Raw genomic sequence first — 25,603 nt, 5'->3', positions numbered from 1 at the left:
CCACCCCACCCCCACCCACCTCACCACCCTCCACGCCACCTTCCACCGCTACACCGAACACCACACCCCCACCTACATCACCACCCACACCAACCCCGACGACGGAGGCCACGGAGGCGACGGCGACAGCGGTGGCGGCGACGGCGACAGCCACGGCGACAGCGGTGGCGGCGGCCACAACGCCGGACACAACGGCAGCCGCAACAGTGGCGGTGACAGTGGCGACTACAACAACAGCAGCCACAACGGCGACCCCGCCACCAGCAACAGCGGAGGCCGCACCCCCACCGAAGCCACCCCCGGCACCCGCACCACCCACATCACCGCCCACCAAAACAACCACACCGTCTTCACCGCCCACCTCACCACCACACCCCACACACCCACCTAAAACAACCCGCACCTTTGGGGAGTTGGCCAGTTGATCGGATGTGCCTGGCCCGGCTGCCGGTCACCCATGCAATGCGAAACCAGATCCACCCGCTCATGCCAGCCGATTAGGTCCATGGACGACGGTGGGCCGATCACCACCGCGGTTTTGAGGCCATCCCGTCCCGCGGAAGTACCGCACTCGCACACCCTGACGGGAACTCCCAAAGGAAACCGGCACGTTCAGAACAACTCACGAACGCCTGCTCAGACGGACCGTGTCCGGCACCTGGGAACAGATCCTCGCGGCAGTCCTTGCCGTCGCACACGCTGGTGAACGACATGAGTGGACCGTACTGGTCGACTCAGCCGTCTGCCGGACTCACCACCTCACGGCCGCAGTTGAGAAAGAGGGGGCACCCGGCCGGCCCGAGCCCAACGACCATACAATCGGCCGCTCTTGCAGCGGCGAGTACGCGACCAAGCTGCACCTGGCCGTTGAGCAGGGCCCGGCTACTGTCGGTCGTCTCCCGTGATCCGCAGCGTCCAAGTCGTAAGCGTCCATGGACCCCGACCCCGCGGATCCATGTCATCCCGCTTCTCAGGAGCGAGGGCAGCCGACGCACCCCACGAGATGAGATGACCGGGTTGATGCGTCAAGGCTCATACTTGGTGCCGTGACTCAGAAGGTTCACCGGGTTGGGGCGGGCCAGTCGGCGGGAAGCGTATAGCGCCAGCCCGGACGCCACGCAGGTGGGGCTTCGAGCAGGTCATCCAGTGATGCTCCGGTGAGCAGACAGTCCAGAGACCATCGGTTGGCCGAGTGGGCGATCAGCAGGATCCGGCAGCCGTCCCAGTCAGTGGCCAGGTCATGGAGGAATGCGTCGGTGGCCGCCAGGACCTGGCGGTAGCTCTGTCCGCCTGGGAAGGGCTCGTCGATCCGGCGGACCCGTTGGGCGGCGATGAGGTTGGCGGATGTTCCGTTGAGGTCGCCGTAGTTGCACTCGCGTAGTCGGATGTCCTGATGGATCGCGGGCTTGCCGCCGGGGAACGCGATCCGGGCGGTTTGCACGGCGCGGTGAAGGTCGGAGGTGAACACGGCCGCGAGCGCGTCGCCGCGTCGGCGCTCGCCCAGTTCCCCGGCCTGGCGGCGGCCCAGTTCCGAGAGCCGGCCCGGGAGCCAGCCGGTAGCGATGCCCGCCTGGTTGTCGGTGGTGGTGGCGTGAGTCTCGTAGATGATCTCTACTGCCATCGGAGGCTCTCTTCTCGTTAGGTCAGGCTGCTTCGGCGAGTGGGCGGCCTCCCCGGCGGATGCCCTTCTCGCTCCGGATACGGGCCCGCTCGCGGCGCTGGGCTGCCGGCACGTCGGGGTGACGGGCATTCACATTGCGCCAACGCAGATAGGACTGAGGGCCCGGGTCTGCACGGTGTGGTTGCGGTGATCGGAGTTCGTGATGGTGAACTGCCGCAGCGGCCCGAAGTACGCCTCGATCGGATTGGCCCAGGACGCGTAGGTCGGCGTGAAGCACAGCTCGACGCGGTTCTTCTTCATCTCACATCCGGGATCTCAGCACGTCGACCTCACACCCCGGCGCGAACGGGTCGAAGCCGTGCTCGGTCAGCCAGCGGACCACCGACAGGCTTCGCAGCGACCACCACGCGCGGATCACGTCGAGGTCGACGTCGGTGCCGTAGCCGGCGACGACGTCGTCGAGGTGCTCCTCGTGTCCGAGCGTCAAGGTGGCGAGGTCGTACAGGGCATCGCCCGGGCCCGCCTCGGACCAGTCGATGATGCCGGTGACCTCGTCACCGTCGACGAACACGTGAGTGATCTGAAAGTCGCCGTGTGTGAATTTCGGGGTCCACGGCCGGAGCGCGGCCTCGGCGACCCTGCGGTTGTGGGTGACCAGGTCGGCGGGCAGGACGCCGTTCGTCACGAGCCGTTCGCACTCGCCGTCGAGATCCCCCGCCAACTCGTCGGGGCCCTTTCCCCGGCCGGGCCAGGGCGGCAACGGCGCGTCGTGCAGCTTCCGGATGGCGGCGCCCGCCGCGGCCCACGCCGCCGGGGACGCGGTCGACGGCTCGCCGAGGCCACCGAGTGCCGTCCCCGGGACCGCGGCGATCGCGAGCACGGGCGGCTTGCGCCACAGGACCTCCGGGGTCGGGACCGGCGCCAGGGCCATCGCCCGGACCTCGGCGTCGATGCGCGTCTGATCGGCGTCCACCTTCAGGAACACATCGCCGACGCGCAGGGTCGCGCGCTCGGAATGGGCGACGACAACCTCGACCTCATCCATGGACGACCAGTATCCCGGGGATGACCGTCCGCGTCGCCGGGTTTGTCACGTGCCACCGCGGTTCGTCGCGCGCCATCGCGGTTCGTCGCGCGCCGACGCGGTTCGTCGCGCGCCATCGCGGTTCGTCGCCCGCCATCGCGGTTCGTCGCGTGCGATCGCGCGGCTGACAGCGTCCCGCTACCCGCTACCCGCTACCCGCTACCCGGCAGCCTCGTGCACGACACCGACCGCTGACCAGGTAGAGCCCACCACTTCTGTGAGGAGTCCTGAGTTACTTGCCCGCGGTCCCCCGCGCGTTGCGCAACATCCCGAACGCGGCCCGGAGTTCCTTGGTGAAGATGTCCGGGACCTCCCAGGCCGCGAAGTGGCCGCCCTTCCGGACCTGGTTGAAATAGAAGAGGTCGTGATAGGCCCGCGAGGCCCAGCTCCGCGGCGCCTGGTAGATCTCGCCGGGGAACACCGTGATGGCGGTGGGGAGGGAGACCGACACGGCGTTGAAGTTGTTGGCGTTGTTCTCCCAGTAGAGACGCGAGGACGAGACGGCGGTGTTCGTGACCCAGTAGAGGGTGATGTCGTCGAGCATCTCGTCCTTGGTGAGCACCCGCTCGGGGTTGCCGTCGCTGTAGGTCCAGGCGGCGAACTTGTCGTACATCCAGGCGGCCAGCCCGACGGGAGAGTCCGTCAGTCCGTACCCTTCGGTCTGGGGACGGGTGACCATCATGGCGGAGTAACCCGAGCCCGTTTTGTAGAAGGTGGCGAGTTTTTCGTACGCGGCCTTCTCGTCGGCGGTCAGCCCCGCCGGGACAGGGTCACCGCAGGCGAGCTTCTTGGCGATGTCGGCGGGGACGGTGGCCGGGAAGTTGACGTGGATCCCGAGCAGTCCCGCGGGCTTCTGTACCGCCATCTTGTCCGAGATCACGGCGCCCCAGTCGCCGCCCTGGGAGACGTAGCGCTCGTACCCGAGGCGCTCCATCAGTACGGCCCATGCGCGCGCGATCCGGTCGGGGCCCCAGCCGGTAGTGGTCGGCCGCTCGGAGAAGCCGTACCCGGGGATGGACGGGATGACCAGATGGAAGGCGTCCTCCGCGCGTCCCCCGTGCGCCGTGGGATTGCTGAGCGGTTCGATCACCTTGAGGAATTCCAGGACGGAGCCCGGCCAGCCGTGCGTCAGGATGATCGGCAGGGCGTTCGCGTGGCGGGAGCGGACATGGATGAAGTGAATGTCGAGTCCGTCGATCTCCGTCTTGAACTGCGGCAAGGAGTTCAGCTTCTCCTCGATGTGCCGCCAGTTGTAGCTCGTCCCCCAGTAGCGGGCGAGTTCTTTCATGGTCGCCAACTGGACGCCCTGCGACTGGTCGTGGACCGTCTCCCGGTCGGGCCACCGAGTGGCGACGATGCGGCGACGCAGCTCGGTGAGGTCCCGCTCCGGTATGTCCACGCGGAAGGGGCGGATGCTCGTCCTCTCGCTCACCGCCGCGGGCTTTCCGGAGTACTGGTTGGCGTACAGGCCGAAGGCACCGGTCGCCGCCGCGGTCATCGCCGCGGCCGAGGTCGAGATGAACATGCGCCGGGAGTGCAGCCGAAGGTTTTCGGACATGGCGGATCTCCTTGGGTCATTCCATCGTTCCCGAGAGAGCACCCTCGACAGCCTCATGGGTCATCGGCGGCAACAGAATTCCGGCGCGGGGTCACTGCGGCCCGGGCGAGGTCCACCCCGGCCGGGCCTGAAGCGGGCGGCAACGAGCTGTCGACGTCCTCACAGGACGGCACCGTCACTGGACGTAACGATATTTATCCCTCCGTGAGCACGCAACTCGGGCCGCAGGGTGCGTGCGACGTGCGGTCACGGGGCAGCCGGTGCTCGAAAGAGGTCCTCGACGGTCGAGGGCCACTGGTGGCGACCGGGAAAGGCACTCGACGATGCGCATGTCCGTGCAGGCAGGCGGCCCCTTGGAGCGGGCCCACCCCCGAGCGGTGGGGAAACACCCGCGGAGGGGCCGGGGAAGCGGGCCTCATCCTTCTGCCGGACGGTCGGGACACACGTGGTCGGTGCGGGGTCTCGCCCGGTCGGATGCCGCCCTCGCGCCGAGGGCCCTGCTCCAGGGAGGTACAGTCTGCTCGCCGCGTCCCGCGCCGGACCGGGGCAGCGCGGTCCTCTTGCCTCCTGTGGTTGCCGGCCAGGTGACGACATGACCAGTACCCAGGACCAGCCGAAGTCGCCTTCTCCCGAAGTCGACACATCGACCCCCGCGACAGTCCAAGAAGCGACAGTCCAGGAAACGACGGTCCAAGAAGCGACGGTCGAGGACCGAACCGCGCGGATACGGCGCCGCCTGGAGCGGCTGATCGGCATCGCGGCGACCGAGGGCAACGCGCTCACCGCTCTGCGCAACGGGGATGAGATCTTTCCGGCGATGCTGGCCGGCATCCGGTCCGCGGAGCACACCGTGGACATGATGACGTTCGTGTACTGGAAGGGCGACATAGCCCGGGAGTTCGCGCAGGCACTGGCGGAAAGGGCGCGGGCCGGCGTGCGGGTGCGCCTGCTGCTGGACGGGTTCGGCAGCAGGCTGATCGAGAAGGACCTGCTGCGGGAGATGGAGCAGGCCGGAGTACAAGTGGCCTGGTTCCGCAGACCGTTGGCCCTTTCGCCGTTCAAGCAGAATCACCGTTGTCACCGCAAGGTCCTGGTGGTGGACGAGCAGACGGCCTTCACCGGCGGGGTGGGGATCGCCGAGGAGTGGTGCGGCGACGCGCGCACCGAGAACGAGTGGCGCGACACCCATGTCGAGGTCCGCGGGCCGGCCGTGGACGGCGTCGCCGCCGCGTTCGCGCAGAACTGGGCCGAGTGCCACGACGAACTCTTCGACGCTCGTGACCGGTTCGTCCCGCACCGGCCGCAGGGCGACGCGGTGGTGCAGGTCGTGCGCGGCTCGGCCAGCTTCGGCTGGCAGGACATGCAGACCCTGATCCGGGTGATGCTGGAGTCGGCCGAGGACCGTTTCCGGCTGGCCACCGCCTACTTCTCGCCGGACGCCTACTTCATCGAACTGCTCTGTGCCACCGCGCGCCGGGGCGTCGAGGTGGAGATCCTGCTGCCCGGCCCGCACACGGACAAGCGGGTCTGCCAGCTGGCGGGACAGCACTACTACGAAGACCTCACCGCCTGCGGCGTGAAGATCTACCAGTACCAGCCGACGATGATGCACGCCAAGGTCATCACCGTGGACGGCGTCGCCGCCCTGGTCGGCTCCACCAACTTCAACCGCCGGTCACTCGATCACGACGAGGAGATCATGCTCGCGGTGCTGGAGCAGGAGTTCACCGCCGTCCTCGACGGTCATTTCGACGAGGACGTCGAGTCGGCCACGTTGATCCAGGAGGGGCGCTGGAACCGGCGTTCGTTGGTGCAGCGGGCACGCGAGGCCGCCGTCGTGCCCATCCGCCGCTTCCTGTGACCCCGGCCTCCAGCCGACGTCCGCCCGCCGACCGCCGACCTCAGGTCGCCACCCTCCGCCCGCCGCTCGCCGCTCGCCGCCCGTCTGCGCGGCCCGCGCGGCGCAGCCGTCAGGTGCGGGGCGGTCGGGTCGCGGTCTCCAGGTAGAACGCGTCGATGCTCTGCACGGCCTGCTCGAATTCCGCCAGGTTCACGGGCTTGGTGACGTAGGCGTTGGCGTGGCTGTTGTAGGCCCCGACCACGTCGTCCGGCGCGGAGGAGGTGGTGAGGACGACGACGGGGATCGTCTGCAGCTCCTCGTCGGCCTTCAGGACCCGGAGCAGGTCCCGGCCGTTCATGCGGGGCATGTTGAGGTCGAGCACGATGAGGTCGGGACGCACGCTGTCCGGGGTGCGCAGGTATTCCAGCGCGGCGACTCCGTCGGTGACCTGGACCAGGTTGCGGGCCCCGCGCTCGGAGAGGGCTTCCTCGATGAGCATGGCGTCGGCGACGTCGTCCTCGACGAGCAGGACGTCGAAGGGGCGGGCGGGGGTGGTCATCATCGGATGCTCCGTGGGTGCTTCGTTGGAGTGGTGGAAGAGCCCCGGCCAGCGGCGTCGGGCGCCTTGGCGAGTCATGTCGCATGCCTCACCGATCTGGGGGTATCCGGCGCCTGCCCGGGCGGCCTCCTGGGCCGCGTCGCGCTGGAGCCGTTCGGCTGCCCGCTGGAGGTGGGTCAGTACGTGCAGCAGGGTCAGGGCCTGCGTCGGATCGTCCGCCGACGGAGGCTGTGGGGGGTCTCCCAGGAGGTGAAGGGCGATGCGCCGCGCGAGATCGCCGACCGCCGCATCCGCGACCGCGGCCGTCTCCCGCGGGGTGGTCCGCACGACGAAGTTCTTGCCAGGCACACCCGCACACTAGGCCCCGGACCGCCCCCGCGACAACAACCGTTGTCGACCGCCCTCTACAGTGTGCGCTGCGCCGCTTTGACGGCGGCCGTCACAGCGGAGGAGTCAGGGAATGACCGGCGACGAGAGAGTGCCGCGTGCGCGGGGCCTTTCCACGTGGACGACCCGGCGATGGCTTCGCGTCGGCGTGGCCGCGTCCTTGATCGTGCTGGCCCTGCTCGGGGCGACCGGAGCGTGGGTCCTGGGGCGGACGGCCTCGATCAGCGACAGTCTGGTGGACGTGAAGTCTCCCGCGCTGACCACCTCGATCCGCCTGGAGTCGGCCCTGCTCAACCAGGAGACCGGCATCCGGGGCTACGGTCTCACCGGAACGCCGGACTTCCTCAAGCCCTATCAGCAGGGGCTCGCCGAGCAGAAGAAGGACATCGCGGGGCTCTCGCGACTGCTCCAGGGCGACAAGGCCGGCCTCGTCCATCTGAAGGCCGTTCAGGACGCCGTGGAGAACTGGCAGCGACGGGTCGCCCGGCCGATCGCCGCGGCACCTGCCGGAGCGCCCTCACCGCTGGCGACCGACCGCGCCGCGGCAGGCAAGGCGGCGTTCGACAAGGTCCGCTCCGCGGTGGTCACCCAGCAGGACGGGCTGCGTGCCGACCGGGTCAGGGCGCGAGCGGACCTGGCCGCCACGATGAGGCTGCGCAACTGGGTGTTCAGCGCGATCGCCGTACTCATCGCCGTGCTCGCGGGCGTGATCTTCGAGGCACTGCGCCGCGGCATCACCACGCCGCTGGAGCGGCTCGGGGCCGACGCCCGCACCATCGCGGACGGCGACTTCGGTCATCCCATCACGCCGACCGGTCCCGCGGACCTGCGCCGGCTGAGCGGCGAGATCGACTCCATGCGCAGGCGTCTCGTACGGGAACTGGACTCCAGCGAGGAGACACGCCGGCGCCTCGACGAGCAGTCCACGGAGCTCCAGCGGTCCAACGCCGAGCTGGAGCAGTTCGCGTACGTGGCCTCCCACGACCTGCAGGAACCCCTGCGCAAGGTCTCCAGTTTCACGCAGTTGCTGCAGCGGCGCTACGGAGGTCAACTCGACGACCGGGCGGACCAGTACATCGATTTCGCGGTCGACGGCGCGAATCGCATGCAGACCCTCATCAACGACCTGCTCGACTTCTCCCGTGTCGGCCGCGTGCACCACGCCCACCAGAGCGTCGACCTCAACTCGGTGATGAAGCGCAGCCTTTCGGCCCTCAGCGTCAGCATCGAAGAGGCCGGTGCGGTGATCACCAAGGACGAACTGCCGACGGTGGTCGCCGACCCCACCCAGATGGGCATGCTGTGGCAGAACCTGATCGGCAACGCCGTCAAGTTCCGCCGCCCGCAGGAGACACCGCGGATCCACGTGTCCGCGGTGCGCGACGGCGCGCTGTGGCGGTTCACGGTCACCGACAACGGGATCGGTATCGCCCCCGAGTACGCCGAGAAGGTGTTCGTGATCTTCCAGCGGCTGCACACCAAGGACGTCTACAACGGCAGTGGCATCGGTCTTGCGATGTGCAGGAAGATCGTCGAGTTCCACGGCGGGACCATCATGGTCGACACGGAGTACACGGGCGGCACCCGCATCACGTTCACCCTGGCCGGCGAACCCTCGGAGACGAGCCTCTTGTCCACCCCTTCGGAGGGGACCGGTGCCGGCGCCTCGGAGGAGACCGGTGCCGGCGCGCAGCCGACCCCTTGAGCACGGCCGGGGCAGGGGCGCCGCGCGTGATCACCGCATCCGACGACGCGGTCACCCGGGCAGCGCCCGGTACTGCCACCCGGGCCGCATCCGCTGCCGTCACCCGGACGACCGCGCCGAGAGCGTGTTGGTGAACGGAGTGACCGGGCGCTCGAGGAGCGTGCCGTCCACGGTGATGTCCACCGCCTCGTTGTAGAAGGCGAGGAGGTCCTTGACGGCGCCGACCGCGGGCAGCGGCTCGGGGTAGCTCCAGACGATGTTCGGCGGGACACCGGGAACGCCGGCACCGCCCCGCCACGACCAGTACGCGGCGGTGCCCTTGTAGGGGCAGCCGGTGCTGTGGTCGGTCGGTTCGAGCAGGTCCAGCCGGACGTCCTCGCGCGGGATGTAGTAGCGGGTCGGCAGGCCGGTCTCGAAGAGCAGGACCGGGTGACGGGTGTCGGCGACGACCGTGCCGTCGATCTCGACCCGGACGTGGCGCCCGCTGCGGAGGGCGTCCACCCGTTTGTGCGGGTCGCGGGGGTGGACGAAGATCTCTTCCTCCTCCTCGTACCAGTGCTCCAGGCCGCGTCCGACGCGGCGCGCCCACTCGAAGGCGATGTGACCGGCCAGGTCGTCGGCCGGGAACGTCCAGGCCGCGTTCTCCAGCAGTTCGCCGTCGGCCTCGAGGTCGTAGAAGATCCGCGATCCGGTGTGCGTGCCGGTCCGCGGGTTCCTCGCGGGCCGGAGCAGGTCCTCGCGGACCTCCTCGCGCGGGAAGGCGTACAGCGGTACCGGCACCCCTGGCTCCCACACGAGAACGGGGTGTCTGCTGTCGACGACGGTGACGCTTCCGGTACGGCCGCGCACCCAGCGTTCGCTGGGCTCCCACAGGAGGCCTTCGGGGGTGGTGACGATGTCCGGCGCGGTGGGGATCGTGGTCATGTCCGGCTCTCCTTCGGCTCGCTCTCACGCGCGGTGACTTCCGTACGCCCTCGCCGGGCGGCGTCCGGCCCTCGAGGTTCGTATCACCTGGCGGCGGGGATTCCGGGTGATTCCGGCGTCCGGAGCGAGCCAAGCACATCGCGGGCGGCAGAGGGGGTACCCGGCCGTCATGGCGAAGCTGCATCTACCAGGGCGGAACGATCACCACGGCGGGGACGAGGTACTGCCTCCGGACGAGGTCGGCCCGGAGCCGGAGGTGGAGCGAGCGGCGCCGGACAGTCCGGCGAAGCTGCCGAAGCGTGCGTGGGGCGCGGCGCTGAAGGGCGCCCTGCGTGAGTTCAAGGACGACGAGCTGGTCGACCGGGCGGCGGCGCTGACGTACTACGGGGTGCTGTCGTTGTTCCCGGCGCTGCTGGTGCTCGTGTCCCTGCTGGGCGTCATCGGCAGGTCGGCCACGGACAAGGTGCTGACCAACCTGAGGCAGCTCACCCCGGGCTCGGCCCACGACATCATCACCAGAGCCGTGGAGCAGTTGCGGAACAACTCCGGAACGGGCTCGATCCTGGCGATCGTCGGCATCGTCCTGGCGGTGTGGTCGGCGTCCGGGTACGTGGCGGCGTTCATCCGCGCCGCGAACGCCGTCTACGACATTCCGGAAGGCCGTCCGGTGTGGAAGATCCTGCCGGTGCGCGTCGGTGTGACCGTCGTGCTGATGATCCTCGCGCTCGCGGGATCCGTCATCGTGGTCTTCTCCGGCGGTGTGGCCCGGCAGGCCGGGAACGCGCTGGGGATGGGCGACACGGCGCTGGCGGTGTGGTCGGTCGCGAAATGGCCCGTGCTGGTCCTCCTGGTCACCGTCATGATCGCGATCCTGTACTGGGCGAGCCCGAACGCCAAGGTGAAGGGGTTTCGCTGGATCACGCCGGGCAGCTTCCTGGCCCTCGTGATCTGGATGATCGCCTCCGCCGGATTCGCGTTCTACGTGGCGAATTTCGCGTCCTACAACAAGACCTACGGCACGATGGCCGGGGTCATCGTCTTCCTGGTGTGGCTGTGGATCAGCAACCTGGCGATCCTGCTGGGGCTGGAGTTCGACGCCGAGACGATCCGCCAGCGGGCCATCGCCGGCGGCCACCCGCCGGAGGCGGAGCCCTATACCCAGCCGCGCGACACCCGCACGTGGGACGAGGAGGACCGTCGCCGGCTCCGCGACTTCTGACGGCGCCCCGGGACCGGACCGGTACGAGGCTGGTCGCGACGGTTCATGGACTGCACCGCACCGGACCGTCCATCCGTCCGTCCGTCCGTCCGTGACGTCTGTCCACGCCGCCTGTCCACGCCGCGGCACCGGATGTGGCCGCGGTGTCCGCCGGAGCCGGAGCCGGAGCGCGGCGGTCCCGTGACCCGGGAAAAGCCGGGCTGATTCGCAGTCCGTGCCCTGAACCGCTCGGTCGGGGGTACTCGCCTCCTCACTGACCGCCGTGGCTCGTCGCAGGGCCCGGCGGTGACCGAGGAATCTGGCGGGAGGTGATTGCCGTGTCGAGTGTGCGGACGCACACGGATGGGCCCGGCACGCAGGCGCAGGGGTCCGGATCGGACCAGGTGGGTGAGCTGGTGCACCGGGCCTCGCAACAGCTGACCGAGCTGGTCCGGGGCGAACTCCGGCTGGCGCAGGCGGAGATGAAGGAGAAGGGCAGGCACTACGGCAAGAGCGGCGGGCTGTTCGGGGGCGCCGGGATCGTCGGCTTCCTGATGCTGGAGGCGCTGGTGGTGGCCGCGATCGCCGCCCTGGCCGTGCCGCTGCCGGTGTGGGCCGCGGCGCTGATCGTCACCGCGGTGCTGGGCGTGATCGCCGCGGTCCTGGCCCTGACCGGGAAGAAGCAGGTCAGCCAGGCGGCGCCGCCCGTGCCCGAGCAGGCCATCGACAACGTGAAGGCCGATGTGGCCGAGATCAAGAGGAGTGCGCACCGATGAGCAACCCGTCCGACCACGAGCAGACCGCCGCCACCCCCGATGAACTGCGTCAGCAGGTCGAACAGACCCGTGCGGAGCTCGGGGAGACGGTCCAGGCGCTGGCCGACAAGACCGACGTCAAGGCCCGGGCCAGGGAGAAGACGGCCGAGGTCAAGGAGAGGACCGCCGAGGTCAAGGAGCACACCGTGGCCAAGGCCGGGGAGTTGAAGGCCAAGGCCGCCCAGGCCGCGCACTCGGTGCAGGACAAGCTGCCGGAGCAGGTCAAGGACAAGGCGGCGCAGACCGTCGCCCAGGTCCGGGAGAAGACCGCGCAGGCCGGGAGTGTGTGGGAGGAGAAGGCTCCCGAGCCGGTACGGGCACAGGCCGCTCAGGGTGCCCGGGCGGTACGGGACAACCGCAAGGTGCTGGTGGCGGCCGGGGGCGCGACGGCCCTCGCGTGGCTGATGTTCCGCCGCAAGAAGGGCTGAAGCCGGTGAAAGCGTCGAAGGTCGCCTACAAGCCGGTCGGCCTCGCTCTGGGAGCCGCCGGCGGCCTGCTCGCCGGTATGGCCTTCAAACAGGCCTGGAAGGTGCTCACCCATGCCGAGGACGCCCCCACCGCCACCGACGAGAACCGCACGTGGCGTGAGGTCCTGCTCGCCGCCACGCTGCAAGGCGCGATCTTCGCCGGAGTCAAGGCCGCCGTCGACCGCGCGGGTGCCACCGCCACGCGCCGGGTGACCGGTACCTGGCCGGGCTGAGGGTTCCTGGTGACGCCGGTCGGGCGCAGGGCGTCTGCACCGACCTGACCCCCCGGCACCAGCGCGCGGAAGTCCCCGCCCTCAGTGGCGCGGGGGCTTCCGCCGTTTTCTGCGCTCCCCGGATCGTCGGTGCCGTGCGTCGCTGGTGAGGCCCGCAGGGGAATTGTGCGGACGGATGTGGGAGACGCACACGGGTGCCTCGACGACGGAAATCGCCTGCGGGGTCAAGGACATGGGTCACCGTGGACGGTCGGCGGCGGACGGTGGGTGTCCGGCGTCGGCCGGCCCCGGCCACGCGGTCAGTGGAGGACGCTGACCGCACGGGCGATGACCAGCAGGGAGGTCAGGAGGGCGGCGACGCTCTCGACGCTCATCAGCAGCTTGGCGCGGGTGGAGAGCGGCATGGTGTCGGTGGGGCTGAAGGCCGTCGAGTTGGTCACGGAGATGTACAGGTAGTCCACCAGGGTCGGCACCCAGTCCGAGGTGCGGCTGGCGCCGTCCGCGACCTCCTCCACGGCGTCGCTGTTCTCGTCCTGCGAGAAGCGGAAGTCCGCCAGCGGAAGTTCACCGCGTGGTGACTGGGTGCGTGCCACCGGGCCGCCACGGTCCAGTTCCCAGTAGGCGAGCCCGAAGGCGATGATGTTGGTGAGCCACACCTGTAGTGCGGCGACCAGCAGGGAACGGCCGTCCTTGACATCGGCGTGGATCAGTTCGTGGATGAGGATGCCGAGCGCGGTGAGGTTGCTGGCCGCGATGACGAGGACGAGAGTCAGCGAGGAGAACCTGATGGCCTTGGTCTGCCGGGTGAGCCTCTTGGGGTTGACCGCGACGAGCGGCACCAGGAGGAGCAGTTCCAGAGCGGGCAGCACATAGCGCGGAGCGACCAGCAGTTGCTGCGGCAGGGCCACGTACAGGGTGATCGCGATGAGCGTGACGACCACTCCGGGCAGTCTGGCCTCACCACGACGCTCGTGTCTGGGATGCCTCACCCGGGCGTCGACGCGGCTCTTCACCATGGGCGATGTCCTTTCGCACTGCGTCCGACACGACGCTGATCGTCTGCCCTCTCACGGGAGAAGAAGGCCGACGGGTCCTCGTGGGACCCACGATCAGGCACGCCGCGGACCGGTTCCGGGGCCCCGAACCCGCGCGGGGCCGGGCCGGGCCGCCAGGACGTCCGTACGGGCGGGCGCGGACGTCGGTGCTCCGGTCCGCTGAGCGGCACATGGCGCGACACGCGGGGTCCGGCCCACCACGCTGCTTGCCGGAACACATCGGACACCGCGACAGAGAGGCAGTCATTCATGAACGTGCGCAGGAGGGTGGTCCCGGGCAGCGTCCTGGCGATGGTCATGGCGGCCGTCTCGCTGCTCGGCACCGCCGCCGGAGCCCACGCCTCGCCGGCGGCCACGCCGACCGTGGTGGCGCAGCGTGTCGTCACCATCGACCAGGCGGACACCCACCGGTTCCTGGACGCCCATGAGATCGAGAGCCTCGACTTCCGCGTGGTCACCCGGCCGTTCCAGAACAACGACACCCAGCACTGGCTGTTGACCGACCTGAGCAACGGCCTGTCCACGATCCAGCAGGTGAGCACCGGCCGGTATCTCGACGCCTACCAGGGCTCGGGCGACGACTTCCGTGTCGTCACCCGCACCGCGGAGAACGACGCCACCCAGGCGTGGATCATCCTCCCGTCCGCCAACGGGACCTTCACGATCCAGGAGGCGAGCAACAGCCGGTACCTCGACGCCTACGAGCTGCCGTCCCAGGACTTCCAGGTCGTCACCCGGCAGTGGAAGAACGCCGACGAGGAGCGCTGGCGGATCATCGACGTCTGACCGTGGGCCGAGAGGGGGCGGCATCGGTGCGGTTCGGGCTCCTGTGTGGCGTCCGGAGGCAGGGCGGCGGCCGAGTGTGCCACCGCCCTGCCCGCGGGGCTGGACGAAGTGCCGTACCGGCGCAGGCGCGCCGGTGGGTCTACGTGGAGTAGAGCGTCTCGATGTTCTCGTGCAGCTTGTTGGCCAGGGGCGGGGCCGCGTAGGTGTCGGTCATGACCTCGATGTAGCACCCGGTGTCGGCCTTCGCCGCGGTCTCCATGGCCTGGTCGAGTTCGGCGAGGGTCGACACGCGGGCGGTGAACCAGTCGTCGCAGCCCAGGGCCTTCGGGAGTTCCGAGTAGTGCCAGTTGGCCAGGTCGTTGTAGGCGATGTCCGGGTCCTTGCAGAGCAGTCGCTCGATCAGGTAGCCGTGGTTGTTCAGGACGAACACCACCGGGCGCAGCCCGAGCCGCCCGAACTGGCTGATCTCCTGGGCGGTGAGCTGGTGGGAGCCTTCACCGGTGACCAGGACGACGCGCTGCTCGTCCGTGGCGGCGACGGCCGCGCCGACCGCGGCGGGGGTGGCCCAGCCGATCGATCCCCACAGGGACTGGTTCTGGAAGGTGGCGCCGTGGGGCAGCCGCGCGAAGGCCATGCCCATGGAGACGGTTCCGGTCTCCGCGACCAGGATGTCGTCGGCCTTGAGGAAGTTCTCCCAGCGCGGGTAGAGGTTCTCGGCGGTGATGGAGTCGTCGCCGGTGCCGGCCGCCTGGGGCATGCGGGTCACCTCGGCCGAGGGGCGCGGCCACTGCTTGCGGGGAAGTTTCTGGGCGAGAGCGTGGAGGAGGTCCTTCATCTCCACGCTCTGATAGGTCATGCCGTCGACGCTGACGTGGTGATGACGGATGTCGATGGTGCGCCCTGGGTCAAGATTGGCCGTGAACGCTCCGGTGTTGAAGTCGTGCATCATCGCGCCGACCAGGACGACGACGTCACCGTCCTCGACGAAGCGGCGGACGCTCTCGTTCATGAGCTTGCCGTCGTACATGCCGACGTAGGCGGGCTGGTCCTCCCCCAGGACCCCCTTGTCCGCCATCATCGTGGCGAAGGGCAGGCCGGTGGCGTCGAGGAACTGCTGGAGGTCCGCGCCGAGGCCGACGCGTGTGGCGAGGATCCCGGGCAGGACGCATGCGCTGTTCGCCCGGCCGAGCATGTCGGTGATGGCCTGAACGGCCGCCTCCACCTGCGCGGGGTCGCTGGCGGGCGCCGAGAGCGGCTGGGCCTTTCCGACCACCGGCATCTCCGCGAGGTCGGCGGGGAAGGCCATGTAGACCGGGCGGCGGTGATACAGCGCCGCCGCGATGAGCCGCTCGGTCTCGGCGGCGGCGTTCTGCGGTGTCATGATGGCGCTCGCGCACACCACGGAGTCGGTCATCTTCTGGAAGAGGTCGAACTCGCCGTTGCCCAGGGTGTGGTGGACGAGCGAGTGGTGGGCCTGGACGGGCATCTTGGGCATGCCGACGAGGTGGAACAGCGGGAGGTGCTCGGTGTAGGCGCCGGCGATGCCGTTGATCGCGCTGAGTTCTCCGACCCCGTAGGTGGTGCACACGGCGCCGATGCCCTGCACGCGGGCGTAACCGTCGGCGCTGTAGGCGGCGTTGAGCTCGTTGCAGCTGCCGATCCACTGGATGTCCGGGTGTTCGGCGATGGCGTCGTCCACGGGGAAGGCGAAGTCGCCGGGCACTCCGAAGACGTGCCGCACGCCGATGTCCCGCAGCCTGTTCAGCACGTGTTGGATCACGGTGGTGGACATCAGGAAGTTCCTTTCCTTGAGGTGGCACCACCGCTCCAGGGCGCGACCGCCCGACGGAGTCGGAGCCGACCGTTCCCGCCGCGGATGACCGGTGGGCGCGGACCGGACGAGGAGACCTGCGCGGACCTGCGCGAGGAGTCCCTGTGACCGGACCCCTCGACAGGGTTCCCGTGGCCTTCCTCGCGCCGTCGCGTCCCGGCTCTCCCCGCTGACAACGTGAGTGGGGGCATCCACGGGGGCGGGGATGACCGCAATCACGCACGCTCAGACGTGCCGTCCGGTCCCCGTCGGCACACGATGTGTCACGGAGAGTAGCTGATGCCGCTGTGCAAGAAGAGCAAACCGATTCCTCTGCTCCCGCAACATGCTGTCCGCATCCCGCGGGGCACGCAACCGGGGGTATTGATCAAGCGCCGGGGGACGTCGGCCACGCGCGGAGCGGGTTTCGCAGCAGGTGGGCGGCGGGCACCCGTGGCCGGATCACCTGGCCGGATCACCGTCCCCGCGATGGCTCGCCCCGGAGGCGGCCGCCGGGCTCGCCGAAGCGGGCGAGGCAGTGCCAGACCTTCTTGAGGTCCTGGAGGGCGTAGCGGCCCGAGCGGGCGGCGTCTCCGATGATCCGGGGAGTGAGCCGGCCGCTGACGGCGATCTCGGTCCCCAGGTCCACGTACGCCTGCCCGCGGTAGCCGGGATGGCGTCGCAGTTCGGCCACCTCGAGCCGGAATCCGGGATGCCATTCGACCGGGCACGGCAGCCGGCGCGATGCGGCTTCGACCTCCGTTCCGCGATAGCTGGGGTCCAGCACCAGTGCCTCCACGTCACCCGCGAATCCGACCGGGCCGTGGATCTGTGCCTCGATGTGGCGGTCCAGGGGGTCCGTGTCCGCCGCGTCGGCGAGCTCGATGAGTGAGCAGCACCTGGCGACACCGAAAGCGGAAGGTTCGGCGGAGCTGTCGGGGTAGCAGAACGTGGAGCGCGCGAGCGTCGCCGCCGTCAGTCTGAAGTACGAGGAACCGAACCGCGGCGCGCCCCCGTGCGGATCACGACGGTGGTTCAACGCCCCGTACACGGGCCGCTGGTCGGCCGGGGCCTCGTCGTACGCTCCGGCGAAGATGCGGCTCTCCCAGCGCCACCGGTCGCCGCCCGGATGAGCGGTCAGTCCCCCGTTGCTCGTCCCTGTCACGAACTGCGACCGGTAGACACCGTCCTCCGCCATCCGCACCAGGATGGGGAGGTTCCCCGCGGCTCGGTCGGGATGAAAGTGCATCGTCACCCGCAGGTCACGAGGGAGCGGCTCCCCGCTGGACGAAGCCGCGACATGTCGCAGAGCTCTCTCCTGAGGCGACACGGCGATATCAGCACCCATGCGTGGAGTCTGCACGGGCCGCGGCCGGCAGCGCACTTCAATTTGCACGCCGGGGAGGTGTCTCCCGCGTGCCCATCCGTTTCGACCGCGCCCTGTTCGCGGAACGGGACTGCCTGCGGCCGTACTTCGGCAACACGCAACCCACCGCTGCCCTGGACGGTTGCCTAGGCGCCTGCGCCTGCGCCTGCGCCTGCGCCTACAGACGCTGCCGCACCGCGCTCGCCGGCAGGCACCCCTCACCCGCGCCAACACCCCCGCGCGTTCCTACAGTTGGCACGCTGCCGTCTCGCGGTCGGCCTCCTCGGTCCCGTCCTCGACCTTGGCCGGTGTCCCCGGCTCGGCCCTGAGGATGCGGGCGGTGACGCTGGCGACGACACAGAAGGTCACCGGCAGGAAGAACGTGAGGTTGAGCGGGACGACCTCGGTCAGCGGCCCGATCACCGCGGGTCCGGCGAGCATGCCGAGGTATCCGAGGCCGGACACCCGGGAGACGTTGGCTCCGGCGGCGGCAGGATCGGCGTGACCGGCGGCGCTGAAGAGCTGGGGGATGCAGCCGGACAGACCGGCGCCGAAGACGGTCCAACCGGCCAGCGCGACGGGGACGTCGGGCGCGAGTGCCGCCAGGGTCATGCCGAGTGCGGCGAGGGCCGAGCCGTAGCGCAGCACGGCGACCGTGCCCAGGCGTGCGGCCACCCGGTCGGCGAGGAGCCGGCCGGTGGTCATGGCGGTGGCGTACACGCCATAGGCGAGGGCGGCGGTGGCGGCGGGCGCGTCGAGCACGTCCTTGAGATGCAGCGCGCTCCAGTCGTTGGCGACGCCCTCACAGAGCATGAGGGTGAAGGCGAGCGCGGCGAGTATCCAGATGCGCGGGGGTGTTCCGCGCCGGGCCTTGACGCCCTGGGGCGCGGTGGCGGTGAGGTCATGGGCAGGGTCTGGGCGCAGCAGGGCGGGCGCGGCGAGGGCGGTGACGGCCAGGCTGAGCAGCGACATGGCGCCCAGGGTGGTGGCCGGGCTCCAGCCGCGGGTCAGGGTGAAGGCGCCGACGAGCGAAGCGGCGACACCGCCGATGGAGAAGAGCGCGTGGAAGGCGGACATGACGGGGCGCTGGTATCCGCGCTCGACCTGTACGGCGTGGGTGTTGACGCTCACGTCCAGGCAGCCGCTGGCGAAGCCGAACAGCGCCAGTGCGGCGCCCAGTGTCCAGACGTCGGTCGCCAAGCCCGGCAGGACCAGGGCGGAGCTGCACAGCACCGCGCTCACGGGCACCACGGTGCGGGCACCGAAGCGGTCGGTGAGCGGGCCGATGAGCTGCATCCCCGTGAAGGCGCCGGCACCGAGCAGCAGCAGAAGCCAGCCGAGTACCGCGTGGCTGATGCCGACGCGCTGCTCGATGGCGGGGATGTGGACGATCCACATCCCCATGTCGAAGCCGACGACGGCGAAGAAGGCGAACGTGGCCAGTCGGCCGGCCCGCAGGGTTTTGTTCATGGGAACGAACATAACGAACAACATCGATGTTCGAAAGCTTGCATTGCGATCGTCTCAGGTGATCTCATGGGGGCATGATGAGCGCAGAGCGGCTGAAGAAGATCGCCGATGCCGTGAGCGGGAGCGGCCGGCTGAGCGTCGCGGAACTGGCCGAGCTCACGGGCGCCTCGGAGATGACCATCCGCCGCGATCTGGAGGTCCTGGCCGACCAGGGTGTCCTGGAGCGATATCGCGGCGGGGCCCGGAGCCTGCTCCTTCGCGGAGAGGAACCGCCGTTCGCCCTGCGGGCCCAGGACGGGCTGGAGGTCAAACGGCGCATCGCCGCCGAGGTCGCCGCACTGATCGCGGACGGCGAGTCGGTCGTCGTCGACAGCGGCACCACCTGTCTGGAGGTCGCCCGCGCCCTCCATCAGCGCCGGCTGACCGTCATGCCGCTGTCCCTGCACGCGGCCAACGCGCTGACCGGCGCCCCTCAGTTGAAGCTCCTGCTGCCCGGCGGGGAACCGCGTACCGGCGAACTGGCACTGACGGGCCCGCTGACCGAGGCGTCGCTGGCCGCCCTGCGGTTCGACACCGCGGTCGTCGGGTGCTGCGGCCTGACCGTCGCGGACGGCCTCACCGCCTACGACCTCGCCGACGCCGCGGTCAAGCGCGCCGCGATCGCCTCCGCCCGTCGTGTCATCGCCGTCACCGAAGCCGCCAAGCTCTCCCGCACCGCTCTCGCCTTCGTCGCGCCTGCCTCCGCCCTGCACGCCGTCGTGACGGACCGGTCCGCTCCCGACGACGAGACCGAGGCGTTCACCGCGGCGGGCGTCACCGTACGGAAGGTGTGACGCGCCGATCACCGTGGGCGAGCCGTCGGCCCGCCCTCACAGCACCCGCCGCCTGCGTCCCAGCCACGTCTGCGCGATGACCACCACGGCCAGGAAGGCTCCGCTGACGACCTGTTGGTAGGCGGAGTCCAGTGAACCGATCTGGTTGATGACGTTCTGGATGACCTTCAGCAGCAGGACACCCACCAGCGAACCGCTGATGAAGCCGAACCCTCCGGTGAGCAGCGTGCCGCCGATCACCACCGCGGAGATCGCCTCCAGTTCCATGCCGGAACCGAGGATCGTCACACCCGACACCAACCAGGCCGCGTTGAGCGCCCCGGCGAGCCCGGCGCAGAGCCCGGAGAGCGTGTAGACGGAGATCTTCGTACGGGCCACGGGGGCGCCCATCAGCGCCGCCGCGTCCTCGTTCCCCCCGACCGCGTAGACGTACTGCCCGAAACGGGTGCGCCGCAGCACGACCGCGCCGAGCACGAACAGCGCGAGGGTGATCCACACGGGCACGCCGACACCGAACACGGTGTCCTGGCCGAGTTTCGCGAAGAACGAGTCCTTGTCCACGAGATACGTCTTCGAGCCCTCGTCGGTGACGGAGAGCAGGAGGCCCCTCGCGCCCAGCATCGCCGCCAGCGTGACGATGAACGGAGCCAGTCGGGAGCGGGCTATCAGCAGTCCGTTGACGAGCCCGATCAGCCCGCACACCGCCAGGGGCAACAGCAGCGCCACCGCCGTTCCGTACTGCGATCCCCAGGCGGCCAGCACCCCGCCGAGGGCGAAGAGGGAACCCACCGACAGATCGATGCCACCGGTGACGATGACGAAGGTCATCCCGAGGGCGACCACGGCGAGGAACGCCGAGGAGAGCGCCATGTTCTCCAGGTTGTCGCCGGTCAGGAAGGTGTCGAAGCTCAGCGAGGCCGCGATCATCGCGACGACGAGGGTGACCAGGGCGCCGTGCTGCTGGGCGAGCGCGCTGAGCCGCTCGGAGCGGGTGGCGCCGGCGGGTTCTTCCTCGGCCGTGCTCTTGGCGCTCACCGGAGTGTCCACGTCGGTCGTCATCGCTTTCCTCGTTCCCGTGCCGCGTAGACGGCGAGGACGATCACCGCGGCCTGCGCGATCTGGGTCCACGACGGCGGCAGATCGTGCTTGATGAGCGTGGTGGTGAGCAACTGGATCAGGACGGCGCCGGCGACCGTGCCACCGATGCGGACGCGGCCTCCGCTCAGCGGGGTGCCACCGACCACGACCGCGGTGATCGCGGAGAGTTCCATGAGGTTGCCGAGCGAGGTCGGGTCGCTCGCGGTCAGCCGGGCGGTGGCCAGCACGCCCGCGATCGCGGCGAGGACGCCGGAGCAGACGTACACCAGGATCAGCACGCGGCGCACCGGCAGTCCGGCGAGCCGGGCCGCCGGGCGGCTGTCCCCGATGGCCAGGAGCTGCCGGCCGAAGGTGGTGCGACGCACGACGAAGGCGACGAGCAGCGCGAGGGCCGCGGCGATCAACACCAGGTACGGGATGCCCAGGACGTCGCCCGAGCCGAGTGACGCCATGGCCGGATCGTGGACGTCCTTGAGCTGAGGAAGGAGCACCAGGGCCAGCCCGCGCCCGGCGACCATCAGGGCGAGGGTCGCGACGATCGGCTGGACGCCGACGAAGGCGATGAGCGAGCCGTTCGCGACACCGATCACGGCACCGCCCACGAGGGCGATCAGGATGGCGATCCAGGGCCCGTAGCCGAGGTAGAGGGACAGGAGCGAGGTGGACAGGGCCATGACCGAGCCCACCGCCAGGTCGACGCCCTCGCTGCCGATCGCCAGCGCCATGCCGAGCGCCACGATCAGGACCGGGGCGACCTGGACGGCCTGGGTGCGGAAGTTCTCGGTGGACAGGAAGTGCGGGGTGAAGACGGTGTTGACCAGGAACAGGACCACGACACCCAGGTAGACGCCGTACTCCTGGAGCAGGCGCAGCAGTCGGTCGCGGTCCGCGGTCACCCGGCCCAGCGTCAGGTCAGTCATCGTGGCCTCCCGGGCCGGTGCCGGTCCCCGTGTCCGCGGGCGCGGCGGCTATGGCGCGCATCAGCCGGTCCTCGGTGACGGCGTCGCCGGTCAGTTCCTCGACGACCGCGCCGTCCTTGAGGACGATCACCCGGTCGCTGCCCTCGATCAGTTCCTCCGGATCGGAGGAGATGAGGAGGACGCCGAGTCCGTCGTCGGCGAGTTCGTCGATCAGTTTCTGCACCTCCGCCTTGGCGCCGACGTCGATGCCCCGGGTCGGCTCGTCGAGCAGCAGGACCTTGGGCTGCATGGCCAGCCAGCGGGCCAGCAGGACCTTCTGCTGGTTGCCGCCGGACAGTTCGCCCACTTTCTGGTGGGGCCCGGCCGCCTTGATGCGCAGCCGCTTCATGAAGGTCTCGACGATCCGGTCGATGCGTGCCTCGTCGACCAGGCCGAAGCGCGAGAGGCCGGGCAGCGCGGCGAGCGCGATGTTCTCGCGGACCGAGAGGCCCGGCACGATGCCCTCGGCCTTGCGGTCCTCGGGGAGCAGGCTGATGCCCGCGCGGATCGCGGCGGGGGTCGAGCCGGTGCGTACGCGCACGCCCGCCACGACGACCCGCCCGGAGTCGGTGGGCAGTGCGCCGGCGATGGCCTTGGCGGTCTCGGTACGGCCCGATCCGAGCAGGCCGCCGAGTCCCACGACCTCGCCGGGGCGGACGGAGACCGACACCGCGTCCAGTTGGTGACGTACGGTCAGCTGCGTTGCCTGGAGCACGGGTTCGGTCTCGGTCTGATGACCGCCGGCGAACTTGGTGAGGCCGTCCTCGCGTACGTCCGTGATCTCCCGTCCCAGCATCAGCGCCACGAGCCTGAGCCGGTCGAGTTCGGCGATGCGGCCGGTGTGCACGACCTTGCCGTCGCGCAGCACGGTGACCGCGTCGCAGATCTCGTACAGTTCGTCGAGCCGGTGACTGACGTAGATCACCGCGATGCCCCGCTCGCGCAGCATCCGGATCACCCCGAACAGGGTCCGGACCTCGCGCGGTTCGAGCGAGGAGGTGGGTTCGTCCATGACGACCACGCGGGCGTCGACGGAGACCGCGCGGGCGAGCGCCACCATCTGCTGGGCGCCGACGCCCAGTTCACGCAGCGGGCGGCGTACGTCGACGCGCAGTCCGAGCTCGCGCAGTGCCGCGTCCGCGTCCCGGTGCATGCGCCGGAAGTCGATCAGGCCCAGCCGGTTGCGGGGCTCGCGGCCGAGGAAGAGATTGCGGGCCACGGTCATCAGGGGGACGAGGTTGACCTCCTGGTAGATGGTGGAGATTCCCGCGTGCTGCGCGTGCAGCGGTGTGGCGAAGCGGACCGGGGCCCCGTTGTACGTCACTTCACCCTCGTCGGGCTGGTAGACCCCGGTGAGGACCTTGATGAGGGTCGACTTGCCCGCGCCGTTCTCGCCGATGAGTGCGTGCACCTCCCCGGCGCGGGCCGTGAAGTCCACCTGGGACAGGGCCTTCACGCCGGGGAAGGTCTTCGACAGACCGGTGACCGACAGCATGTCAGTAGGCCCTGCCCAGGTCCGACTTGGCATTGGCCGTGGTGTACTCGCTGTCCTGGATGACGATGTCCTGGGAGACCTTCTCACCCTTGGTGAAGGTGTCCAGGGTCTGGAAGGCGAGCGGCCCGAAGCGGGGGTTGGACTCGACGACGCCGTCGATCCAGCCGTCGACGATGCCCTGGACGGCGTTGCGGGTGCCGTCGATCGTCACGATCTTCACGGCGCCCGGCTGCTTGCCGGCTCCCTTGAGGGCGTTGACCGCCCCGAGTCCCATCTCGTCGTTCTCGGCGTAGATCCCGGTGATGCCGGGCTTGGACTGGATGAGGTTCTCGGTGACCGACTGGCCCTTCTCCCGGGCGAATTCGCCGGTCTGCTTGAAGACGATCTTGAGGCCGGGTGCCTTCTCCTTGACCCGCTCCTCGAAGCCCTTGGTGCGTTCGGTCGTCACGTTGTTGCCCGCGGCGCCCAGCAGGATGGCGATCTCGCCTTTGCCTCCGGTCGCCTCGATCATCCGGTCCGCGGCGCGCTTGCCCTGCTCGACGAAGTCGGAGCCGATGAAGCTCACGTAGTCCTTGCAGGCCGCGGCGTTGATCTTGCGGTCGATGGTGATGATCGGGATGTGCTTGGCGGAGGCCGAGCGCAGGACCGGCTCCCAGCCGTCCGAGTTGAGCGGTGCGATCACCAGGAGGTCGGCGCCCTTGGCGATGAGGTCCTGGACGTCGCTGATCTGCTTGGAGAACTGCGACTGGGCGTTGGCCGTCAGCAGCTTCACGCCCCGCTGCTTCGCCTCGGCCTTGATCGACGCGGTCTCGGCGATCCGGAAGGGGTTGGCCTCCTTCTCGGACTGGGAGAAGCCGACGGTGGCCGTCTTCAGATCGGTCTTCTGCGCGCCGTAGGCGTCTATGGCGCAGGTCGGGCCGGAGCCGGTGGACGGCGAGGCGACGACCTGCCCCGAGTCGCCCTGGCTGGTGGAGCTCTTGTCCTTGCCGGCGGAGTCCTTCTCCGACTTCGCGCACCCGGAGACGAGCGCGAGGCTCGTGATGAGGCCGGTGGCGAGGAGGGTCCTGGCGGCGGTGCGGTGACGAGGTGCGATCGGCTTCATGGAGTCCCCAAACGGCGCGGCCCCGGCGCTGAGAGCGCTCCCGGGGGATGATCGGCTCTTGCGGTCAACTCGGTGTACACGTCGTTCCGGGGAGGTTTTTACATCGTTGGAAGGAGGCTGTAAAGCCTTCGGTCCGAAATCCCGTCAGCGCCGCCCCAGGGTGCTCTCGCGCTCCACGAGCCTGAATTCCGCGGTCAGTTCACGTCCCCCGGGCTCGGTACGGCCCGACAGGCTGCGCAGCAGGGAGGCCACCGCCATCCGTGCGATGGCCTGCTTGTCCGGCGAGATCGTCGTCAGCGTGACGGCACCGAACCGGCCCTCCTCGATGTCGTCGAAACCGACCACCGCCACGTCCCACGGCACCCGCAGACCACGTTCGTGCAGCACCCGCATCGCACCGATCGCGACCAGGTCGTTGTACGCGAAGACCGCGTCGGGACGCACCCCGGAATCCAGCAGCCGGGCCATCCCCCGCGCGCCCTCGTCCCGGTCCCAGCCGCCCACCGGCACCACCAGGTCGTCGGGTGCGGGCACACCGGCCTCCGTCAGCTCCTCGCGCCAGCCCGCCAGCCGCAGATGTGCGGGCCGGTTGGCCGAATCCGTACGGGCCCCCAGATAGGCGATCCGTGAGCGTCCGCGGCCCAGCAGATGGCGTACCGCACTGCGCGCGGCCGCCACGTTGTCGATCGCGATGTGGTCGTAGGGCAGCTCGTACTCCCGCTCGCCGAGCAGCACGAGCGGCACGTCGTCGGTGCGGGAGCGCAGGTCCTCGGCCTCGAGTTCCAGCGGGCTGAGGATCAGACCGTCGATCACGTTGGCCCGGAAACCCTGGCTGACCAGCACCTCCTGCTCCCGGTCGCCCCGCGTGTGGTCGAGGAGCACGGTGAACTCGTGCTCGGCGGCGGCGTCGATGACGGCTCCCGCCAGCTCGGCGAAGTACGGGTTGCCGAGCTCGGGGATGGCGAGGGCGATGATGCCCGTGCGGCCCTTGCGCAGGCTGCGCGCCGTGAGGTTCGGCCGGTAACCCAGCTCGTCGATGGCCTCCTGGACCCGGGCCCGCATGGCCGGGGTGACGTGCGGATAGTTGTTCACGACGTTCGAAACCGTCTTGATCGAGACGCCGGCGCGCTCCGCGACGTCCTTCAGGCTGACCCGCAAGGGATCTCCTCTCCATCGATGTGCGCCTCTGCCACCAGGTCGTTTGTCATGACCCTGGACAGAGGCCGGGACCCGTGCTG

Annotated in this window: 22 protein-coding genes and 2 pseudogenes; 9 read left to right on the top strand and 15 right to left on the bottom strand. The window is 69.6% G+C overall.

Translation table 11 applies throughout. The features are described from left to right. Positions 1-391, top strand: a pseudogene (locus tag ACFV2J_RS05820) (hypothetical protein); the annotation flags it as partial. A 669-nt stretch (positions 392-1,060) separates the two neighbouring features. Here the strand turns inward: ACFV2J_RS05820 and ACFV2J_RS05815 are convergent. The 4 genes and pseudogenes from ACFV2J_RS05815 to ACFV2J_RS05800 all read right to left on the bottom strand — a co-directional run bounded on the left by ACFV2J_RS05815 (position 1,061) and on the right by ACFV2J_RS05800 (position 4,263). Further along, positions 1,061-1,621, bottom strand: a complete 561-nt coding sequence (locus ACFV2J_RS05815; RefSeq protein ID WP_385093491.1) for a histidine phosphatase family protein — start codon at positions 1,619-1,621, stop codon at positions 1,061-1,063. Between the two features lie 22 nt (positions 1,622-1,643). Continuing rightward, positions 1,644-1,915: pseudogene (locus ACFV2J_RS05810) on the bottom strand (IS630 family transposase); the annotation flags it as partial. Positions 1,916-1,922: 7 nt separating this feature from the next. Further along, complete coding sequence (locus tag ACFV2J_RS05805; RefSeq protein WP_385437460.1) at positions 1,923-2,666, bottom strand: phosphotransferase family protein; 744 nt, start codon at positions 2,664-2,666, stop codon at positions 1,923-1,925. A gap of 271 nt (positions 2,667-2,937) precedes the next feature. Further along, the gene (locus tag ACFV2J_RS05800) at positions 2,938-4,263 is read right to left on the bottom strand and encodes an epoxide hydrolase family protein (protein ID WP_385093496.1); all 1,326 of its coding nucleotides are present in this window, start codon (positions 4,261-4,263) and stop codon (positions 2,938-2,940) included. Between the two features lie 592 nt (positions 4,264-4,855). On the opposite strand from ACFV2J_RS05800, the gene ACFV2J_RS05795 reads away from it, so the two are divergent. Further along, positions 4,856-6,124, top strand: coding sequence for a phosphatidylserine/phosphatidylglycerophosphate/cardiolipin synthase family protein (locus ACFV2J_RS05795; protein ID WP_385093499.1), 1,269 nt, complete (start codon positions 4,856-4,858; stop codon positions 6,122-6,124). A 109-nt stretch (positions 6,125-6,233) separates the two neighbouring features. Here the strand turns inward: ACFV2J_RS05795 and ACFV2J_RS05790 are convergent, their stop codons facing one another. Continuing rightward, positions 6,234-7,010 (bottom strand): response regulator, encoded by a 777-nt coding sequence (locus tag ACFV2J_RS05790; RefSeq protein ID WP_385093503.1) that lies wholly within the window; start codon positions 7,008-7,010, stop codon positions 6,234-6,236. 112 nt (positions 7,011-7,122) lie between these two features. Between ACFV2J_RS05790 and ACFV2J_RS05785 the strand changes: the two genes are divergently transcribed. Further along, a complete protein-coding gene (locus tag ACFV2J_RS05785) occupies positions 7,123-8,754 on the top strand; it encodes an ATP-binding protein (RefSeq protein WP_385437457.1) in 1,632 nt (543 codons plus the stop codon). Between the two features lie 99 nt (positions 8,755-8,853). On the opposite strand, the gene ACFV2J_RS05780 is transcribed toward ACFV2J_RS05785, so the two are convergent. Next, complete coding sequence (locus ACFV2J_RS05780; RefSeq protein WP_385086046.1) at positions 8,854-9,678, bottom strand: DUF427 domain-containing protein; 825 nt, start codon at positions 9,676-9,678, stop codon at positions 8,854-8,856. Positions 9,679-9,847: 169 nt separating this feature from the next. Between ACFV2J_RS05780 and ACFV2J_RS05775 the strand changes: the two genes are divergently transcribed. The 4 genes from ACFV2J_RS05775 (at position 9,848) to ACFV2J_RS05760 (ending at position 12,391) form a co-directional block, all read left to right on the top strand. Further along, positions 9,848-10,897, top strand: a complete 1,050-nt coding sequence (locus tag ACFV2J_RS05775) for a YihY/virulence factor BrkB family protein (RefSeq protein ID WP_385086048.1) — start codon at positions 9,848-9,850, stop codon at positions 10,895-10,897. Positions 10,898-11,223: 326 nt separating this feature from the next. Continuing rightward, positions 11,224-11,652 carry a phage holin family protein gene (locus ACFV2J_RS05770; protein ID WP_385086077.1) on the top strand — a complete coding sequence of 143 codons (429 nt, stop codon included), beginning with the start codon at positions 11,224-11,226 and terminating at the stop codon, positions 11,650-11,652. Then, on the top strand, positions 11,649-12,119 hold the full coding sequence (locus tag ACFV2J_RS05765; RefSeq protein WP_385086050.1) for a DUF3618 domain-containing protein: 471 nt from the start codon (positions 11,649-11,651) through the stop codon (positions 12,117-12,119). Before ACFV2J_RS05770 ends, ACFV2J_RS05765 begins: the two co-directional genes overlap by 4 nt. Positions 12,120-12,124: 5 nt before the next feature. Then, positions 12,125-12,391, top strand: a complete 267-nt coding sequence (locus tag ACFV2J_RS05760; RefSeq protein WP_385086052.1) for a DUF4235 domain-containing protein — start codon at positions 12,125-12,127, stop codon at positions 12,389-12,391. A 299-nt stretch (positions 12,392-12,690) separates the two neighbouring features. Here the strand turns inward: ACFV2J_RS05760 and ACFV2J_RS05755 are convergent, their stop codons facing one another. After that, positions 12,691-13,407: a hypothetical protein gene (locus tag ACFV2J_RS05755; RefSeq protein WP_385086054.1), complete on the bottom strand. Its 717-nt coding sequence runs from the start codon at positions 13,405-13,407 to the stop codon at positions 12,691-12,693. A 288-nt stretch (positions 13,408-13,695) separates the two neighbouring features. Between ACFV2J_RS05755 and ACFV2J_RS05750 the strand changes: the two genes are divergently transcribed. Next, complete coding sequence (locus tag ACFV2J_RS05750; RefSeq protein WP_385086056.1) at positions 13,696-14,232, top strand: RICIN domain-containing protein; 537 nt, start codon at positions 13,696-13,698, stop codon at positions 14,230-14,232. Between the two features lie 139 nt (positions 14,233-14,371). Here ACFV2J_RS05750 and ACFV2J_RS05745 read toward each other — a convergent pair whose 3' ends face one another. From ACFV2J_RS05745 to ACFV2J_RS05735, 3 genes are all read right to left on the bottom strand, one after another. Beyond that, positions 14,372-16,024: an alpha-keto acid decarboxylase family protein gene (locus ACFV2J_RS05745; protein ID WP_385086058.1), complete on the bottom strand. Its 1,653-nt coding sequence runs from the start codon at positions 16,022-16,024 to the stop codon at positions 14,372-14,374. A 493-nt stretch (positions 16,025-16,517) separates the two neighbouring features. Next, a complete protein-coding gene (locus tag ACFV2J_RS05740) occupies positions 16,518-17,390 on the bottom strand; it encodes a DUF3626 domain-containing protein (RefSeq protein ID WP_385086060.1) in 873 nt (290 codons plus the stop codon). A 264-nt stretch (positions 17,391-17,654) separates the two neighbouring features. Further along, on the bottom strand, positions 17,655-18,878 hold the full coding sequence (locus ACFV2J_RS05735) for an MFS transporter (protein WP_385086062.1): 1,224 nt from the start codon (positions 18,876-18,878) through the stop codon (positions 17,655-17,657). A 74-nt stretch (positions 18,879-18,952) separates the two neighbouring features. Here ACFV2J_RS05735 and ACFV2J_RS05730 point away from each other — a divergent pair, with 74 nt between their 5' ends. Further along, positions 18,953-19,711, top strand: coding sequence for a DeoR/GlpR family DNA-binding transcription regulator (locus tag ACFV2J_RS05730; protein ID WP_385086064.1), 759 nt, complete (start codon positions 18,953-18,955; stop codon positions 19,709-19,711). A 36-nt stretch (positions 19,712-19,747) separates the two neighbouring features. On the opposite strand, the gene ACFV2J_RS05725 is transcribed toward ACFV2J_RS05730, so the two are convergent. The 5 genes from ACFV2J_RS05725 to ACFV2J_RS05705 all read right to left on the bottom strand — a co-directional run bounded on the left by ACFV2J_RS05725 (position 19,748) and on the right by ACFV2J_RS05705 (position 25,523). Then, positions 19,748-20,770 carry an ABC transporter permease gene (locus ACFV2J_RS05725; protein ID WP_385086066.1) on the bottom strand — a complete coding sequence of 341 codons (1,023 nt, stop codon included), beginning with the start codon at positions 20,768-20,770 and terminating at the stop codon, positions 19,748-19,750. Beyond that, entirely contained in the window at positions 20,767-21,729 is a 963-nt protein-coding gene (locus tag ACFV2J_RS05720) for an ABC transporter permease (protein ID WP_385086068.1), read from the bottom strand. Before ACFV2J_RS05720 ends, ACFV2J_RS05725 begins: the two co-directional genes overlap by 4 nt. Next, positions 21,722-23,263, bottom strand: a complete 1,542-nt coding sequence (locus ACFV2J_RS05715; RefSeq protein WP_385086070.1) for a sugar ABC transporter ATP-binding protein — start codon at positions 23,261-23,263, stop codon at positions 21,722-21,724. Before ACFV2J_RS05715 ends, ACFV2J_RS05720 begins: the two co-directional genes overlap by 8 nt. A gap of 1 nt (position 23,264) precedes the next feature. Further along, on the bottom strand, positions 23,265-24,365 hold the full coding sequence (locus ACFV2J_RS05710; RefSeq protein WP_385086072.1) for an ABC transporter substrate-binding protein: 1,101 nt from the start codon (positions 24,363-24,365) through the stop codon (positions 23,265-23,267). A gap of 144 nt (positions 24,366-24,509) precedes the next feature. Then, on the bottom strand, positions 24,510-25,523 hold the full coding sequence (locus ACFV2J_RS05705) for a LacI family DNA-binding transcriptional regulator (protein ID WP_385086074.1): 1,014 nt from the start codon (positions 25,521-25,523) through the stop codon (positions 24,510-24,512). Between the last annotated feature and the right edge of the window lie 80 nt (positions 25,524-25,603).

This window comes from Streptomyces sp. NPDC059668 (assembly GCF_042734135.1).
Classification (GTDB): Bacteria; Actinomycetota; Actinomycetes; order Streptomycetales; family Streptomycetaceae; genus Streptomyces.
Note: the sequence above shows the minus strand (reverse complement) of the source record. Positions and strands in the feature narration are given on the sequence as shown.